The organism is Kribbella shirazensis, assembly GCF_011761605.1.
GTDB lineage: Bacteria > Actinomycetota > Actinomycetes > Propionibacteriales > Kribbellaceae > Kribbella > Kribbella shirazensis.
In genome coordinates, this window is sequence record NZ_JAASRO010000001.1 from 1565095 (window position 1) to 1582228 (window position 17134).

Below are 17134 nucleotides of genomic sequence, written 5' to 3' on the forward strand. Positions count from 1 at the left end.
ATGTGGGAGTACCTGACCGACCCCTTCAACTGGTCCGGCACCGAGGGCATCTGGGCGCGGATCCTGCAGCACCTCTGGTACACGTTCGCCGCGCTCGCCCTCTCCCTGCTGATCGCGCTGCCGATCGGATTGCGGATCGGGCACACCCGGCGGGGCGCGTTCCTGGCGATCAACACCGGCAACGCGGCACGGGCTCTGCCCAGCCTCGGTCTGCTGATGCTCGCGGTGCTGCTGACCGACCAGATCGGCTTCCTGCCGGTGCTGATCGCGCTGGTCGCGCTGGGCGTGCCGCCGATCCTCGCCTCGACGTACGCCGGCCTGTCAGGTGTCGATCCGGCGACGATCGACGCCGCGCGGGGGATGGGGATGACGGGTCGCGAGATCCTGACCAAGGTGGAGATCCCGATCGGGATGCCGCTGATCATCTCCGGCGTCCGCAGTGCGACCCTGCAGATCGTCTCGACCGCGACGATCGCGGCCCTGGTGTCGCTCGGCGGCCTGGGACGGTACGTGATCGACGGACTGAAGCTGCGTGACTTCCCGCAGATGTTCACCGGCGCGCTGCTGGTGGCGCTGATGGCGCTGCTGCTCGACGCGCTGTTCGCACTGATCGGGCGGATCACGGTCTCGCCGGGATTGAAGATCGGGTGAACTGTCCGACGTACCTGATGAACTTGAGAGACATCCATCGGCACCGGCCGGTGGCTGAACGAGAACACTGGAGGCTCTCGTGTTGAGATCCACACTCATCCGTACTGCGATCGCCGGAGTGGCGGTGCTCGGCCTGGCCGGTTGTGGGGGTGGGGGCGACCAGCTCGGCAGCGACAACGCGGGGTCCTCGCCCGCGCCGTCCAAGGTGACCAGCATCACCGTCGGGTCCGCCGACTTCTCCGAGAGTCAGCTGCTGGCGGAGATCTACGGCCAGGCGCTGGCCGCCAAGGGCATCGAGGTGAAGAAGAAGCCGAACATCGGCAACCGCGAGACCTACATGGCCGCGATCAAGGACGGCTCCGTGGACCTTCTGCCGGAGTACACCGGCGCCGCGCTGCACTACTTCAAGAAGGACTCCACCGAGACCGAGGAGCAGGCGACGTACGACGCGCTGAAGAGCTCGCTGCCGTCGGGCCTGGAGGTGCTGGAGAAGTCGCCGGCCGCCGACGAGGACACGATCGTGGTGACCAAGGCGACCGCGGACAAGTACAACCTGAAGTCGCTCGCGGACCTGAAGCCGGTCGCCAAGGACATGGCCGCGGGCGGCAGTTCCGAGTTCAAGGTTCGCGACGCGGGGCTGAAGGGCCTCAAGGAGAAGTACGGCGTCGAGTTCGGCAAGGAGTACAAGACGCTGGACGCCGGTGGTCCGCTGAGTCTGAAGGCGCTGCTGGACAACCAGATCCAGGTGTCGAACTTCTTCACCACCCAGGCGCTGATCAAGGACAACAACCTGGTCATGCTGGAGGACCCGGAGAACATCCTCCCGCCGAACAACGTCGTCCCGTTGATCCGGACCGACCACAAGTCCGACGACGTCGTCTCGGTGCTGAACGCGGTCTCGGCGAAGCTGACCACGGAAGGGCTGACCGAACTGGTCAAGCGGATCGACGTCGGCAAGGAGAGCGCGGACGTGGTCGCCAAGGACTGGCTGTCGAAGAACCCGCTGGCCTGAGCCTTGAGTTTCGAATCCCTGTGGGCCGATCAGTCCGCCATCGGCCGTGACCCCGACACCGGCGGCTACACCCGCGGCGGCTGGACCCCCACCGAACGCGAGGCGACGCACTGGTTCCTCGACCAGTGCGCCACCCGCGGCCTGACCGTCGAATCCGACGGCATAGGCAACCTCATCGCCTGGTGGGGAGATGCGGAGGGTCCTGGTGTGGTCACCGGGAGTCATCTGGACTCGGTGATTGATGGTGGGGCGTTTGACGGGCCGTTGGGCGTGGTGTCTGCCTTGGCGGCTGTGGACGCCTTGCGGGCCGAGGGTTTTGTGCCGTCGGTGCCGATCGGGATCGGGGCGTTCGTAGAGGAAGAAGGGTCGCGGTTCGGGATGCCCTGTCTGGGGTCCCGGGTCGCGGCCGGGGTGTTGCCCGCGGAGAAGGCTCTGCAGTTGAAGGACCGGTCCGGCGTCGGGCTCGGCGAGGCCTTGGAGAAGGCCGGGCTCGACCCGGCGGGGGTCGGGCCGTCGCCGCTCCTGCAGCGGATGGGGACGTTCGTCGAGTTGCATGTGGAGCAAGGTCGCGGCCTGACCGCTCCGGTCGGTGTGGCGAGCTCGATCTGGCCGCACGGGCGGTACCGGTTCACGTTCAACGGCGAGGCGAACCACGCGGGTACGACGCTGATGGAGGACCGGCACGACCCGATGCTGACCTACGCGATGACCGCGCTGGCCGCCAACAAGCAGGCCCGGCTGGCCGGTGCCCGCGCGACGTTCGGCCGGTTGTCGGTGGAGCCCAACGGGACGAACGCCGTACCGTCCCGCGTCACCGCCTGGCTCGATGCCCGTGCCGCGGACACCGCCACCCTCGAATCGTTGCTTGCAGCAATCACCAAGCAGGCCACAGAACGCGCGGAGCGCGACGGTACGGCGCTCGAGGTGACGCCGGAGTCCGTCTCGCCGGTCGTCGACTTCCCGGCAGGTCTCCGCGATCGTCTGGTGAACGTGCTCGACGGCGCCCCGGTGCTGCCGACCGGCGCCGGGCACGACGCGGGCGTGTTCTCCGCCGCCGGCATCCCGACCGCGATGCTGTTCGTCCGCAACCCGACCGGCGTCTCGCATTCGCCGGCCGAGTACGCCGAGATCGACGACTGTCTCGCCGGTGTCGACGCGTTGGCCGCCGTACTCAAGGATCTCGCGAAGTGACGTCGTACTGGTGCGAGACCGCTGTCCTCCCGGGCGGTCTCTTCGACAGAGTCCTGGTGTCGGTTGCCGACGGACGCTTCAGCTCCGTGGAGACCGGCGTCGACCCCGGCGACGCCGAGGTTTTGAGCGGCCTGGTGATTCCCGGGCTCGCGAACTGTCACAGTCACGCTTTCCACCGGGCGCTCCGCGGCCGCACGCAGACCGAGCGCGGCACGTTCTGGACCTGGCGCGAGCAGATGTACGCCGTCGCCGCCGCGCTCACGCCTGACACGTACTACGAGCTCGCCAAGGCGACGTACGGCGAGATGCTGCTCGCCGGCGTCACAGCGGTCGGCGAGTTCCACTACCTGCACCACGCGCCCGGCGGCCGGCGGTACGACGACGCGAACGCCATGGGTACGGCGCTGATCGCGGCCGCCCGCGACGCCGGCATCCGGATCGCGCTGCTCGACACCTGCTACGTCGCGGGCGGGATCGACCAGCCGCTCAACGAGGTGCAGCAACGCTTCAGCGACGGCGACGCCACCGCCTGGGCGTCGCGGGTCGCTCAGCTGGCCGGTGACGACGACGTCGTGATCGGCGCGGCAGCCCATTCGATCCGGGGCGTACCGCAGGACCAGCTCGGCGCGGTCGCTTCGGCGTTTCCCGACGTACCGCTGCACATCCACCTGTCCGAGCAGGTCGCTGAGAACGAGGCATGCCTGGCGGCGTACGGGCGGACTCCGGCGCAGGTCCTCGACGAGGCGGGGTTCCTCAGCGGGCGGACGAGTGCGGTCCACGCGACGCATCTGACCTCGGTCGACATCGGGTTGCTCGGCAGCTCCGCGACGTACTCCTGCTTCTGCCCGACGACCGAGCGTGACCTCGCGGACGGCATCGGCCCGTCGGCGCAGCTGCGCGAGGCGGGTTCGCCGTTGACGCTCGGATCGGACAGTCATGCGGTGATCGACCTGTTCGAGGAGATGCGGGCCGTCGAGCTCGACGAACGCCTGGCGACGCAGGAGCGTGGTCGTTGGGCGGCGGCCGAGTTGCTGAAGGCGGCGACGGTCGACGGCCACCGGTCGATCGGTTTCGAGGATGCGGGGGTGATCGAAGTGGGTGCACGCGCGGATCTGGTCGCGCTGCGGCTCGACAGCGTGCGTACGGCCGGGACCGGCGGGACCGTGGAGACAGCCGTTTTTGCCGCATCGGCCGCCGACGTGACGGACGTGGTCGTCTCCGGCAAGCATCTGGTTGCTGAGGGCAAGCACATGACGATGGACGTGGCCGCCGGGCTGGCCGCTTCGATCGGCGCGGTGACAGCATGAGTTCGCTGCTGCTGACCGGCATCGGTTCGCTGGTGACGAACGATCCTGCCCGCGGCGGTCTGCTGGGGGAGGTGCTGGACGCGGCGGTGGTGCTCGACGGCAGCAAGGTCGGCTGGGTCGGCTCCCGGCGGGAGGCTCCCGCGGCCGATTCCGCGATCGACCTCGGCGGGCGGGCGGTCATTCCGGGGTTCGTCGACTCACATGCGCACCTGGTGTTCGCGGGCGATCGGGCCGAGGAGTTCGCGGCCCGGATGACCGGTACGCCGTACTCCGCCGGCGGCATTCGCACCACGGTCGCGGCGACGCGCGAAGCCACGGACGAGCAGCTGACCGCGAACGTGTCCCGGCTGGTGACCGAGATGCGGCGGCAGGGGACGACGACGGTCGAGATCAAGTCCGGGTACGGCCTCACGGTCGCGGACGAGGCGCGGGCTCTGCAGATCGCGCGGCAGTTCACCGACGAGACGACGTACCTCGGGGCGCATGTGGTGCCGGCCGACTACGCCGACGATCCGGCGGGTTACGTGGCGCTGGTGACCGGGCAGATGCTCGACGCGGCGGCGAAGCACGCGAAGTGGATCGACGTCTTCGTCGAGCGTGGTGCCTTCGACGCGGACCAGGGCAGGGCGATCCTCCAGGCGGGGCTGGCGCGCGGGCTGCAGGCGCGTGTCCACGCCAACCAGCTCGGCGAGGGCCCCGGCGTACAACTCGCCGCCGAGGTCGGCGCGGCCTCCGCCGACCACTGCACGTATCTCACCGACGCCGACATCGACGCGTTGGCCTCGAGCGGTGTCGTCGCCGGGCTGCTGCCCGCGATCGAGTTCTCCACCAGGTCGCCGTACCCGAACGCCCGCCGCCTCCTCGACGCCGGCGTCACCGTCGCCCTCGCCACCGACTGCAACCCCGGCTCCGGCTACTCGTCCTCGATGCCGTTCTGCATCGCCCTCGCCGTCCGCGAGATGCACATGACCCCCGCCGAGGCCCTCTGGTCAGCCACCGCCGGCGCCGCCGCCTCCCTCCGCCGCCGAGACATCGGCCACCTCACCCCAGGCGCCCAAGCAAACCTCGCAGTCCTCGACGCCCCGTCCTACCTCCACCTCGCCTACCGCCCGGGTGTCCCGCTGGTCACCCAGACCTTCGTCGCGGGACGGATGGTCTAGCGGTCCCCAGGCCATCACAATCAGCCCTAGGCGGCAGCGCCACGCCTGCGCGCCATCGCAGTCCGCACATTGTGATGGCCTGGGGATCCGGCGATGGCGTCCCGGAACGCAGCGACCACCCAGTCCCGGTCGAACATCACGTCTTCCCACGAGAACCTCAGGAGCCGCCACCCTCGCACCGTGAGGCTGACCTGTCTGCGGCAGTCGCGAGCGAGCGCACCCCGCGTGCCGTGGTGCGCGAAGCTCTCGGCCTCGGCCCCGATCATCAGCTCGGAGTTGCCTAGATCGATCCGAGCGGAAAAGGTGCGGTCACGAACAACCACCTGCGGCTCGAAGCCGGTGATGCCCGCTTCGATCAAGATCGCTCGGAGCCCCGACTCCAGCGGTGATTCGGCGCGGCCGTCGGCCGAGGCTGCCACGCGCCGCGCTCGGAGGCTTCCGGGCCCCCGCAGCTCGGCCGCGGCAACCACCAGCTGGGAGCGGTCCACCGCCCCAAGGCGGAGGGCCGAGTCGGCGACCGTGAGCCCCTCGGCGAAGGGCAGAGTTCGCGCGCAGTCCAGGATCGTTCGCAGTTTCCCGGTCCAGTGGCCTTCGGACGGGACGTCGTCCGCCCAATGCAGTTCACAGTTCACCGGGCTCAGCCGGCGGTGCTGCCCACGCGGGACGGTGATCTGCGGCTTGTCCGGCAGCGCCAGTACGTCGAAACCGTGCAGGACCGCCGCGCTCAGGTGCGAAACCAGGCCACCCTGCGCGCGAGCGGCGACGACCGGATCTGGCGTGACCGGCAGCGCGTAGACCCCCTTCGCGACCCGGCGAATCGTCCCGGCCACCAGCGCCGCCCGGATCGCATGTCCCGAAACGACGGCGCGCAGTTCCCCGAACGTCGCCGTACCGTCGCGTCGCAGAACGTCGACAACTGCAGGCATGTCCTTGATGGTGCCGTATCGCAGCCTGATCGCGTCGGGCGTTGTCCACAGGCGATCCCCAGGCCATCACAATCACCCACCCTGTGGCCCGGTACGCGTGCGCGGCGGTATAGCTCGCGATTGTGATGGCCTGGGGATCGCAAACCACATGCACCCGAGTAGAACGTGCGGGATCCTGGACGCATGGATACCAAAGGGCGGCTGCGGGCTGGGTTTCGGTGGCGGACGGATCGTGGGGTGTGAAGTAGTTACGCGGACGTCACCGGGTGGTGGCGGGACGCGGAGTTGTTGCGTGAGCTGGGGCCGGCGCTGGCGGGGTTGTACGACGAGGCGCCGACCGTGGTGCTCGGGCCGGTGTCGCGGGGGTCGCTGGTCGGTGCGTTGACCGCGGCCGCGCTGAGGGTCGGGTTCGTCGAGATGCGCAAGCAGGACGGGTCGGCGGTCGACAGCGATCGGTGGGTGCGGCGGACGACGGCGCCCGACTACCAGGACCGGCATGTCGTGTTCGGCTTCCGCCGGCAGTTGATCCGGTCCGGGGATCGCGTGCTGATGGTCGACGACTGGATCGACACCGGCGCGACGGCGCGGGTTGCCCGGGCGCTGGTGGAGGACTGCGGTGCGCGCTGGATCGGCGCGGCCTGCGTCGTCGACGGGCTCACCGATCCGCGGCTCCGGCACGACCTACCGGTCCGGTCGCTCCTCGACGTGCGGCAGCTCTAGGGCAGTTCCTTGGAGAGCAGCATCGCGGTCGTCCCGTCGGGCAGGACCTGCTTGCCCACCTCGGCGTACCCGCGGTTCGCGTGGAAGGTCAGCGCCGGGGTGCCGGCGGGGACCGCGGTGACCGCGCGGTCGAACGGCTTGGCGGCCCGTTCGATCGCGCGGTAGACCTTCGACGCGATGCCGGAACGCCGGTGCTCGGGCGCGACCACGATCCGCTCGATGAACAGGAACCGGTCGGCGTAGACCCGCGCGAACGACTCGAACGCGAGCCCGTCGTACGCCGACCCGGGCGTGTACGTGAGAACGAAGCCGGCCGGTGTGCCGTCCAGATCGACGACGACCGCGTGCGCGGCGATCAGCCGGAGCCAGTCCAGCCGGTCGGCGCTGAGTGGCTCGACGAGATCCTCCGCGGTGGCGTTGAGCGCCAGAACCGCGGCGATGTCGGCGGCGGTCATCGGGCGGAGGTTCACAGTGACCAGGATCGCACGGTAAACGTTTTCGCGGGGAGGGGTCACCCTGGCCGCACCCTGGCCGGCACCCCCAAATCCGGGACCGCTCTTGGGAATGACCTGACCGGTGTGCAATGTTGAGTCCAGTGAACTCAAGTTTGTTCAGTCACGGATTTGAAACCGAGGCGGACGAACGGCAACATTGAGTCTGCATCACTCAAGTCCGGGGGTCCCGGGGGTCGTCCCCCGGACTCACACAGTGTGGAGGTAAAGCATGGCCCGCGCGGTCGGAATCGATCTCGGTACGACGAACTCCGTCATCGCCGTACTGGAAGGTGGCGAGCCCACCGTCATCCCCAACGCCGAGGGAGCGCGCACGACGCCCTCGGTGGTGGCCTTCGCCAAGAACGGCGAGGTCCTGGTCGGCGAGGTGGCGAAGCGTCAGGCCACCACGAACGTCGACCGCACGATCCGCTCCGTCAAGCGTCACATGGGTGAGGCGTGGAGCGTCGACATCGACGGCAAGAAGTTCACGCCGCAGCAGATCAGCGCGTTCGTGCTGCAGAAGCTGAAGCGGGACGCCGAGGCGTACCTCGGGGAGCAGGTCACGGACGCGGTCATCACCGTGCCGGCGTACTTCTCCGACGCGCAGCGCCAGGCGACCAAGGAGGCCGGCGAGATCGCGGGCCTGAAGGTGCACCGGATCGTCAACGAGCCGACCGCGGCCGCGCTGGCCTACGGCCTGGACAAGGGCACCGAGCAGACCATCCTGGTCTTCGACCTCGGTGGCGGTACCTTCGACGTCTCCCTGCTGGAGATCGGCGACGGCGTCTTCGAGGTGAAGGCGACCAGCGGTGACAACCACCTCGGTGGTGACGACTGGGACGCGCGGATCGTGCAGTGGCTGGTGACCCAGTTCAAGAACAAGAACGGCACCGACCTGTCCGGCGACAAGATGGCCATGCAGCGGCTCACCGAGGCCGCCGAGAAGGCCAAGATCGAGCTGTCCAGCGCGGCCGAGACCACGATCCACCTGCCGTACCTGAGCCTGACCGAGTCCGGCCCGCTGCACCTGGAGGAGAAGCTCTCCCGGGCCGAGTTCCAGAAGATGACCAACGACCTGCTGGAGCGCGCCCGCGCCCCGTTCAAGGCCGTCATCAAGGACGCCGGCATCGACGTGGCGAAGATCGACCACGTGATCCTGGTCGGCGGCTCGACCCGGATGCCCGCGGTGGCCGACCTGGTCAAGGAGCTGACCGGCGGCAAGGACCCGAACAAGGGCGTGAACCCGGACGAGGTCGTCGCGGTCGGCGCCTCGCTGCAGGCCGGTGTGCTGAAGGGTGAGGTCAAGGACGTCCTGCTGCTCGACGTGACCCCGCTGAGCCTCGGTATCGAGACCAAGGGCGGCGTGTTCACCAAGATCATCGAGCGCAACACCACGATCCCGACCAAGGGCTCGGAGATCTTCACCACGGCCGAGGACAACCAGCCGTCGGTGATGATCCAGGTCTACCAGGGCGAGCGCGAGATGGCCCGCGACAACAAGTCGCTCGGCAACTTCGAGCTGACCGGCCTGCCGCCGGCGCCGCGGAACGTGCCGCAGATCGAGGTCACCTTCGACATCGACGCGAACGGCATCGTGCACGTGAACGCCAAGGACCTGGCCACCGGCAAGGAGCAGCGGATGACGGTCACGGGTGGCTCCGCGCTGCCGAAGACCGACATCGACCAGATGGTCCGCGACGCCGAGCAGTACGCCGAGGAGGACCGCAAGCGTCGCGAGGCGGTGGAGAACCGCAACCAGGCGGAGTCGCTGGTCTACCAGACCGAGAAGTTCCTGCAGGAGAACGAGGACAAGGTTCCGGACGACGTCAAGACCGAGGTCAAGGACGGCGTGGCCGAGCTGAAGAAGGCCCTCGAGGGTGACGACGCCGACGCGGTCAAGGCCGCCTCGGAGAAGCTGGCCCAGTCCAGCCAGAAGATGGGCGCCGCGATGTACGCGAACGCCCAGGCCGCCGGCGGTTCGACCGACGACGGCGCCACCTCCGAGGACACGACCTCCAGCAGCAGCAACGACGACGATGTCGTCGACGCCGAGATCGTGGACGAGGACCGGCCGCAGGACAAGACGGAGGACAAGTGACGGATCGACCGACGGGCAGCGAGTTCGGCGACGGTGAGCCCGTCGTCCGGGACAAGCGCCGGATCGACCCGGAAACCGGCAAGCTGCGGGAGCCTGCGGAGCAGTCCGCGCCTCCCGCGCCGGGGGCCCCGAGCGGACAGCCGCCGCGGGATCCGTCCGATCTGATCGGTCCGTCCGCACAGGAGGCCTTGCTGACCGAGGCGCTCGCGGAGCGTACGGCGGACCTGCAGCGACTGCAGGCCGAGTACGTGAACTACAAGCGCCGCGTGGACCGGGAGCGGGAAGCGTCCCGGGAGCTGGTGATCGGCACGGTGCTCTCGGAACTGCTCGGGATCCTGGACGACATCGGCCGGGCCCGCGAGGCCGGTGAGCTCGACGGGGCCTTCAAGGCCGTGGCCGAATCGCTCGAACGGGTGACCGAGAAGCTCGGCCTGGTGAAGTACGGCGAGAAGGGCGACTCCTTCGACCCGCGGATCCACGAGGCCCTGCTGCACAACTACTCCGACGAGGTCGACGGCCCGACCGCGACGATGATCATGCAGCCGGGCTACCGGCACGGCGAGCGGATCCTCCGGGCGGCCCGGGTGGCCGTGTCGGAGCCGACCGAACAACTACCGGCCGACGCCGTCAAGGCCGACGTACCGGTGGAGAACACAGATGACGACAAGGCCGCGGACGAGTCCGCGGAGTAATCGACACGACGGGAGGGGAGGCGCCGAGTGAGTACGAAGGACTGGCTCGAGAAGGACTTCTACAAGGTTCTCGGCGTCTCCAAGACCGCCGATGCCGACGAGATCAAGAAGGCCTACCGCAAGCTGGCGCGTCAGTACCACCCTGATTCCAACGCCGGGGACACCAAGGCGGAGGCGAAGTTCAAGGAGGTCTCCGAGGCGTACGACGTGGTCGGGGACCCGAAGAAGCGCAAGGAGTACGACGAGGCGCGCCGGCTGTTCGGCAGCGGCGGCTTCCGGATGCCGGGCGGCAGCGGTCAGGGCGGTGGGTTCGACTTCAACGTCGGCGACCTGTTCAACCGCGGCGGCGGCACCGGTCCCGCTGGTGGGCTCGGCGACATCCTGGGCGGCATGTTCGGCGGTGGCGGCCGGACCACGACCACCACGACGGCCCGTCCGCGGCGCGGCCAGGACATCGAGACCGAGGCGACGATCGAGTTCGCCGAGGCCGTGAACGGTGTCACGGTCGGGCTCCGGATGACCAGCGACGAGCCGTGCCCGACGTGTCGCGGTACCGGCGCGAAGTACGGCACGGTGCCGAAGGTCTGCCTGAAGTGCGAGGGCACGGGCATGCAGACCTCGGTGCAGGGCGGCGTGTTCGCCATGACCGAGCCGTGCACCGAGTGCAAGGGTCGCGGCCTGGTCGTCGACCAGCCGTGCGAGACCTGCCACGGCTCCGGCCGCGGCCAGTCGAGCAAGACCATGCAGGTCCGCATCCCGGCGGGCGTGCAGGACGGCCAGCGGATCCGGCTGAAGGGCAAGGGTGCGGCCGGCGAACGGGGTGGCCCCTCGGGCGACCTCTACGTCACCGTGCACGTCAAGCCGCACCGGATCTTCGGCCGGCAGGGCGAGCACCTGACGCTGAACGTCCCGGTGAGCTTCACCGAGGCGGCGCTGGGTGCGGAGATCAAGGTCCCGACCCTGGACGGGCTGCCCGTCACGGTCCGGATCCCGGCCGGTACGGCGAACGGCAGCAAGCTGCGCGTCCGTGGCAAGGGTTCGGTCCGCCGGGACGGGACGAAGGGCGACCTGCTGCTCACCCTCGAGGTGCAGGTGCCGCACGAGCTGACCGACGAGCAGAAGGAGAAGCTGCAGGAGTTCAGCTCCGCGTCGGACCAGCCTGATCTGCGGGCCGGGTTGTTCGGGAGTCCGTGATGGGTATCCCGTTCAGCCAGGTGCCGACCTGGGACGACCGCACACCGATCTACGTGATCTCGGTGGCGGCCCAGCTGGCCGGTATGCACCCGCAGACATTGCGCCAGTACGACCGGCTCGGCCTGGTGGTGCCGAGCCGGGCGTCCGGCCGCGGGCGGCGGTATTCGGCGTACGACATCGCCAAGCTGAGGTACGTGCAGCACCTCAGTCAGGAAGAGGGCGTCAACCTGGCGGGAATTCAGCACATTCTCGCGCTACAGTCCGAAGTAGAGGACCTGCGCAGGCGGGTCAACCAGCTACTGGCAGAGGTCCAGCGCGGTGTCGGCGCCTCCCGGCGTCCCGCCGCCAGCCGGGTCTTCTCGGCCGGTCCCGCGGGTGACGTGATCGCCATGGGCCGGCAGCAGACCACCACCCGGTGGATCCGTACCCAGCCCCTGGAGCTCGGCCCACGCTGATCCTCGCAAGCTACCGGAGCCGTTCCGAACCCACCCCTCGGAACCTCCGGTCATCCGGTGGAGGTCGTCGTTCCCCCACGACGCCTCCGCAAGTCGAAGGTCCGCTATCCCCCCGGCGGCCTTCGGCCCACCGCAGGGTGGTCCGTTCCAGGACCGCCCTGCGGTTCTCGTTCACCTGTCGTCCCCTTGGCGCACCGCCTACCCTGGCGAGGTGACGCTGACGCTGGAGACTGACCGGCTGCTGATCCGGGACTGGAAGGAAGACGACGCCGACGCCGCGCTGGAGATCTTTGGCTCCGCCGACGTGGCGCCCTGGCTGTCACCGGCCATCGACAAGGTGCCCGATACCGCGAGTATGCGGTTGATCCTGCAGGCCTGGATCGAGGCCCAGCCGAACTTCGTCGTTCCGGCGGGTCGCTGGGCGATCGAGCGGAAGTCCGACGGCGAGCTCGTCGGCGCACTGCTGATCCGGCTGCTCCCGCCGTACGAGGAGGATCTGGAGATCGGCTGGCAGTTGCGGCCGAGCGCGTGGGGCCACGGGTACGCGACCGAGGCAAGCCGCGGCCTGATGCGCTGGGCGTTCAGCGGCGGTGAGGTCGACGAGCTGTTCGCCGTCGCCCGGCCGCACAACAAGCGCGCGATCGCGACCGCGAAACGCCTCGGCATGGAGTGGGTCGGCGAGACCGACAAGTACTACGACCTCAACCTGCAGGTGTACCGCATCCGCGCGTCCGAGTTCACCGCCTGAAGAATCCGTCCGATCGAGGGGTGGCGCCGGCCCGGCGCCACCCCTCTCGCATGTCGTGAACCCTGAGTTCTCCCGGAGATTTCCCAGAGTTGAGTGGAATGGACTCAACTTTGGATAGGTTGTACCCAGTGATTGTTGTTGCTGGAACTTGAAAGGCTGGAACCAGATGGATGTTCAGCGGTTGACGACGCTGGCCCGGGAGACCCTGTCGGTCGCGATCCGTCAGACGTCCGCGGCGGGCAACCCGACCGTGGAACCGATTCACCTGCTGTCCGCGCTGCTCGCGCAGCCCGAGGGGACGACGATCGGCCTGCTCGAGGCGGCCGGCGGCGACCTGGACGCCGTACGCCGGAAGACCGCCGAGCAGCTGACCCGGCTCCCGAAGGCGAGCGGCGGCAGCGTGCAGGCGCCGAGCCTCTCGCCGAAGACCGGTGACGTGCTGAACCAGGCGGAGCAGCGGGCCCTCGGACTCGGGGACGAGTATGTCTCCACCGAGCACCTGCTGATCGCGCTCGCGACCGTCGAGGGGGCCGCGCAGAGCGCGCTCGGTGTGACGCCGGACGCGTTGCTGCAGGCGTTCGACCAGATGCGCGGCAACCGCCGGATCACCTCGCCGGAGGCCGAGGGCACCACCAAGAGCCTGGAGAAGTACGGCGTCGACCTGACCCAGCGCGCCAAGGACGGCAAGCTCGACCCGGTGATCGGCCGGGACACCGAGATCCGGCGCGTGGTCCAGGTGCTGTCCCGCCGTACCAAGAACAACCCGGTGCTGATCGGTGAGCCCGGCGTCGGCAAGACCGCCGTCGTCGAGGGACTGGCCCAGCGGATCATCGCCGGCGACGTACCCGAGTCGCTGCGCGGCCGCCGGCTGATCAGTCTGGATCTCGGCGCGATGGTCGCCGGTGCGAAGTACCGCGGTGAGTTCGAGGAGCGGCTGAAGGCGGTGCTGACCGAGATCAAGGAGTCCGACGGTCAGATCATCACGTTCATCGACGAGCTGCACACCGTCGTCGGCGCCGGCGCGTCCGGTGAGGGTGCGATGGACGCCGGCAACATGCTGAAGCCGATGCTGGCCCGTGGTGAGCTGCGGATGATCGGCGCCACGACCCTGGACGAGTACCGCACGCGGATCGAGAAGGACCCGGCACTCGAGCGCCGGTTCCAGCAGGTCTTCGTCGGTGAGCCCAGCGTCGAGGACTCGATCGCGATTCTGCGCGGCCTGAAGGAGCGCTACGAGGCGCACCACAAGGTCGCGATCTCCGACTCCGCACTGGTCGCCGCGGCGACGCTGTCCAACCGGTACATCACCGGTCGCCAGCTGCCCGACAAGGCGATCGACCTGGTCGACGAGGCCGCGTCCCGGCTGCGGATGGAGATCGACTCGTCCCCGGTCGAGATCGACTCGCTGCGCCGTACCGTCGACCGGCTGAAGATGGAGGAGCTCGCGCTGTCCCGCGAGGACGACCCGTCCAGCCAGGAGCGGCTCGAGCGGCTGCGCGCCGACCTCGCCGACCGCGAGGAGGAGCTGCGCGCGCTGGAGGCCCGGTGGGAGCGGGAGAAGACCGGCCTGAACCGGGTCGGTGAGATCAAGGAGCGCATCGACGAGCTGCGCGGCCAGGCCGAGCGCGCCCAGCGCGACGGCGACCTGGAGACCGCGTCCCGGCTGCTGTACGGCGAGATCCCGCAGCTCACCAAGGAGCTCGAGGAGGCCGACGCCCAGGAAGAGGTTGCCGAGGGCCCCGAAGCGATGGTCAACGAGGAGGTCGGGCCGACCGAGATCGCCGAGGTGATCGCGATGTGGACCGGTATCCCGACCGGCCGGCTGCTCGAGGGCGAGACCGGCAAGCTGCTCCGGATGGAGGACGAGCTGGCGCGCCGGCTGATCGGCCAGCGCGAGGCGGTCAAGGCCGTGAGCGACGCCGTACGGCGGGCCCGCGCGGGCATCTCCGACCCGGACCGGCCGACCGGTTCGTTCCTGTTCCTCGGTCCGACCGGTGTGGGCAAGACCGAGCTGGCGAAGGCGCTCGCGGACTTCCTGTTCGACGACGAGCGGGCGATGGTCCGCATCGACATGTCGGAGTACAGCGAGAAGCACAGCGTCGCGCGGCTGGTCGGCGCCCCGCCCGGGTACGTCGGGTACGAGGAAGGCGGTCAGCTCACCGAGGCAGTCCGTCGTCGTCCGTACTCCGTGATCCTGCTGGACGAGGTGGAGAAGGCGCATCCCGAGGTCTTCGACATCCTGCTGCAGGTGCTCGATGACGGGCGGCTGACCGACGGCCAGGGTCGTACGGTCGACTTCCGCAACGTGATCCTGATCCTGACCAGCAACCTCGGGTCGGCGTACCTGGCCGACATGTCGCTCGACGACAAGGTCAAGCGGGACCAGGTGATGGCGGTGGTGCGGCAGTCGTTCAAGCCGGAGTTCATCAACCGGCTGGACGAGATCGTGCTGTTCGACGCGCTCGGCAGCGAGGAGCTGACGCAGATCGTCGGGCTGCAGATCAACAGCCTGCAGCGCCGGCTGACCGACCGGCGGATCACGCTGGACGTCGACGACAGCGCGCTGGAGTGGCTGGCGATGACCGGGTACGACCCGGTGTACGGCGCCCGCCCGCTGCGCCGCCTGGTCCAGTCCGCGATCGGCGACGAGCTCGCCCGCGGTCTGCTCGACGGCTCCGTCCGCGACGGCGAAACCGTGAAGGTCACACTGAACGAGGCGAAGGACGCCCTCGAGGTCTCCGGAGCCTGAACGGCGCCGGGGCCCGGTTGTGACAACCGGGCCCCGACTGCTGGTTTCCACGCGGCGGGGAGAATGGGGGAGTGACGCAACCATCCCGCGCCGACTGGATCAACACCACCCACGACTGGGCCGGATCGGTCGATCAAACCCACCTGGACGCGATCCGCGCGGACCCCGATCGGTACGCGCCGGGAGGCCTCCTGCATCTCGTGCTGGAGGTCCTCGCCTACCCCGACGACGAGGCCGAGTCGGCCGGGCAGCGCGGGCAGTGCTCGATCACGACGTACGGCGACGGCTCGATCGCGATCTCGGACAACGGGCGCGGGACCGACACGCGGCTCGACGAGCATGGTGCCGTGGTGAGGAAGCCGATCATGGCGACCCAGGATCTGCGCTTCTTCGGCAACCCCGACGCACCGACCCTGCCGGACGGGCATCCCCGTTGCGGCATGTCGGTCGTCGCGGCGCTCAGTGAATGGCTCGTCCACACGAATCGCCGGGCCAACGGCTCGTGGACCCAACGGTACGAACACGGCATCCCGGTCAGTGACCTCCGGCCGGTCGACCCCGACGGCACCACCGGTACGACGGTGCACTTCCGTCCCGCCCGCCGCGACAGCCTCCCCGGCCTCGCGCCCTATCTGGACTACCCGCACATCGAGATCACTGTCCGAGAGCAGTAGCCCTCTGTGGTTTGGGCGATCTGGGAGGATCAGAGGGTCGGGGGTCGGTGGAAGGAAGTTATGACTGGGCAGCGCGGTGACGGACCGGTCGACGGTGGACCGGGACCGTACGGTGGGATGTTCGGCGCCGTTCCGGAGTCGTACCGTGACCAGACGGCGGCACCCAAGCAAGTGACGGTCGCCGCGGTCATCTCGGCCGGGCTCGGGGCGATGTGCCTGCTGCTCGCCGGTCTCGCGCTGACGTCGGCGGGCGGTCAGATCTCCGAGGTGCTGACGGGTTCCCGCGACAACACCTCGGTCGCCGTCACGGCGGCGCTCGTCTGCGCGGCGGTGTACGTGGTACCGGCGATCTTCCTCCGCAAACGCCACCTGTGGGCGCGCTACGTACTGATCGCTGTCGCCGCGATGGGTATCGCCGGCGGCGTGTTGACGCTCCCGGCCAGCCTGCTCGGTCTCGCCGTCCACGTGACCCTGCTGACCCTCATGCTCCAGCGCCCCACCAGACTGTGGTTCCAGCACCGCTGACGCCCTGGGAGACTCCGTGGAGATCTGGATCAATCCCGCCTGCTCGAAATGCCGGGCCGCCACCAAGGCCCTCGACGAGGCCGGCGTCGACTACACGGTACGGCGCTACCTCGACGACCCACCCACCGCCGAAGAACTCACCGCCGTCCTCACCCGCCTCAACCTCGAGCCGTGGGACATCGTCCGCCACAACGAACCCGCCGCCAAACCCCTCAAAACCCTGCCCCGCGACCCGGACCACCGCCGCGACTGGATCGCGGCGATGGTCGCCGCCCCCATCCTCATCCAACGCCCCATCATCACCGCCGACGACCACACCACCGCAGTAGCCCGAGACCCCGAAACCCTCGCCAAGTTCCTCCCCTGACAATCTGCCCCGGGTTGCCCCGCTCTGCCCCACGACACCTGTGGACAAAGCCGGTCCGCCGGGTCCGGATTCCTGGACAATCCCTGGATGCCAAGCCTCATCATGCCCGCATTCAGCCTGTCTGCATGGATCGACGAGTCCGTCGTCGTGGGCCCGATCGGCGGCTCAGGC

At 69.0% G+C, this 17134-nt stretch carries 17 protein-coding genes; 15 read left to right on the plus strand and 2 right to left on the minus strand.

The window, feature by feature from the left end; translation table 11 throughout:
• From BJY22_RS07680 to hutI, 5 genes are all read left to right on the plus strand, one after another.
• The gene (locus BJY22_RS07680) at positions 1-651 is read left to right on the plus strand and encodes an ABC transporter permease (RefSeq protein WP_167204779.1); all 651 of its coding nucleotides are present in this window, start codon (positions 1-3) and stop codon (positions 649-651) included.
• Positions 652-730: 79 nt separating this feature from the next.
• Positions 731-1663 (plus strand): glycine betaine ABC transporter substrate-binding protein, encoded by a 933-nt coding sequence (locus BJY22_RS07685; RefSeq protein ID WP_167204781.1) that lies wholly within the window; start codon positions 731-733, stop codon positions 1661-1663.
• A 3-nt stretch (positions 1664-1666) separates the two neighbouring features.
• Positions 1667-2854 (plus strand): allantoate amidohydrolase, encoded by a 1188-nt coding sequence (locus BJY22_RS07690; RefSeq protein ID WP_167204783.1) that lies wholly within the window; start codon positions 1667-1669, stop codon positions 2852-2854.
• Positions 2851-4161 carry a formimidoylglutamate deiminase gene (locus tag BJY22_RS07695; RefSeq protein WP_167204785.1) on the plus strand — a complete coding sequence of 437 codons (1311 nt, stop codon included), beginning with the start codon at positions 2851-2853 and terminating at the stop codon, positions 4159-4161. The genes BJY22_RS07690 and BJY22_RS07695 overlap by 4 nt, the downstream gene beginning before the upstream one ends.
• Positions 4158-5321, plus strand: coding sequence for an imidazolonepropionase (hutI, locus tag BJY22_RS07700; RefSeq protein ID WP_167204787.1), 1164 nt, complete (start codon positions 4158-4160; stop codon positions 5319-5321). Before BJY22_RS07695 ends, hutI begins: the two co-directional genes overlap by 4 nt.
• Positions 5322-5347: 26 nt before the next feature.
• Here the strand turns inward: hutI and BJY22_RS07705 are convergent, their stop codons facing one another.
• The gene (locus BJY22_RS07705) at positions 5348-6247 is read right to left on the minus strand and encodes a hypothetical protein (protein WP_167204789.1); all 900 of its coding nucleotides are present in this window, start codon (positions 6245-6247) and stop codon (positions 5348-5350) included.
• A 285-nt stretch (positions 6248-6532) separates the two neighbouring features.
• Here BJY22_RS07705 and BJY22_RS07710 point away from each other — a divergent pair, with 285 nt between their 5' ends.
• Complete coding sequence (locus tag BJY22_RS07710; protein WP_238350309.1) at positions 6533-6967, plus strand: phosphoribosyltransferase family protein; 435 nt, start codon at positions 6533-6535, stop codon at positions 6965-6967.
• Here the strand turns inward: BJY22_RS07710 and BJY22_RS07715 are convergent.
• Positions 6964-7422 (minus strand): GNAT family N-acetyltransferase, encoded by a 459-nt coding sequence (locus tag BJY22_RS07715; protein WP_167204791.1) that lies wholly within the window; start codon positions 7420-7422, stop codon positions 6964-6966. The two genes, BJY22_RS07710 and BJY22_RS07715, sit on opposite strands and share 4 nt — an antisense overlap.
• Positions 7423-7690: 268 nt before the next feature.
• On the opposite strand from BJY22_RS07715, the gene dnaK reads away from it, so the two are divergent.
• From dnaK to BJY22_RS07760, 9 genes are all read left to right on the plus strand, one after another.
• Positions 7691-9559, plus strand: a complete 1869-nt coding sequence (gene dnaK, locus BJY22_RS07720; RefSeq protein ID WP_167204793.1) for a molecular chaperone DnaK — start codon at positions 7691-7693, stop codon at positions 9557-9559.
• Entirely contained in the window at positions 9556-10251 is a 696-nt protein-coding gene (grpE, locus tag BJY22_RS07725) for a nucleotide exchange factor GrpE (RefSeq protein ID WP_167204795.1), read from the plus strand. The genes dnaK and grpE overlap by 4 nt, the downstream gene beginning before the upstream one ends.
• Positions 10252-10278: 27 nt before the next feature.
• Entirely contained in the window at positions 10279-11445 is a 1167-nt protein-coding gene (gene dnaJ, locus BJY22_RS07730) for a molecular chaperone DnaJ (RefSeq protein ID WP_167204797.1), read from the plus strand.
• Positions 11445-11900 (plus strand): heat shock protein transcriptional repressor HspR, encoded by a 456-nt coding sequence (locus BJY22_RS07735; RefSeq protein WP_167204799.1) that lies wholly within the window; start codon positions 11445-11447, stop codon positions 11898-11900. The genes dnaJ and BJY22_RS07735 overlap by 1 nt, the downstream gene beginning before the upstream one ends.
• A gap of 211 nt (positions 11901-12111) precedes the next feature.
• The gene (locus BJY22_RS07740; RefSeq protein WP_167204801.1) at positions 12112-12648 is read left to right on the plus strand and encodes a GNAT family N-acetyltransferase; all 537 of its coding nucleotides are present in this window, start codon (positions 12112-12114) and stop codon (positions 12646-12648) included.
• A gap of 166 nt (positions 12649-12814) precedes the next feature.
• Complete coding sequence (gene clpB, locus BJY22_RS07745; RefSeq protein ID WP_167204803.1) at positions 12815-15397, plus strand: ATP-dependent chaperone ClpB; 2583 nt, start codon at positions 12815-12817, stop codon at positions 15395-15397.
• 71 nt (positions 15398-15468) lie between these two features.
• Positions 15469-16071: an ATP-binding protein gene (locus BJY22_RS07750; protein WP_167204805.1), complete on the plus strand. Its 603-nt coding sequence runs from the start codon at positions 15469-15471 to the stop codon at positions 16069-16071.
• Positions 16072-16131: 60 nt separating this feature from the next.
• A complete protein-coding gene (locus BJY22_RS07755) occupies positions 16132-16596 on the plus strand; it encodes a hypothetical protein (protein WP_167204807.1) in 465 nt (154 codons plus the stop codon).
• A 16-nt stretch (positions 16597-16612) separates the two neighbouring features.
• Positions 16613-16963, plus strand: a complete 351-nt coding sequence (locus tag BJY22_RS07760) for an ArsC/Spx/MgsR family protein (protein WP_167204809.1) — start codon at positions 16613-16615, stop codon at positions 16961-16963.
• Positions 16964-17134: the final 171 nt, after the last annotated feature.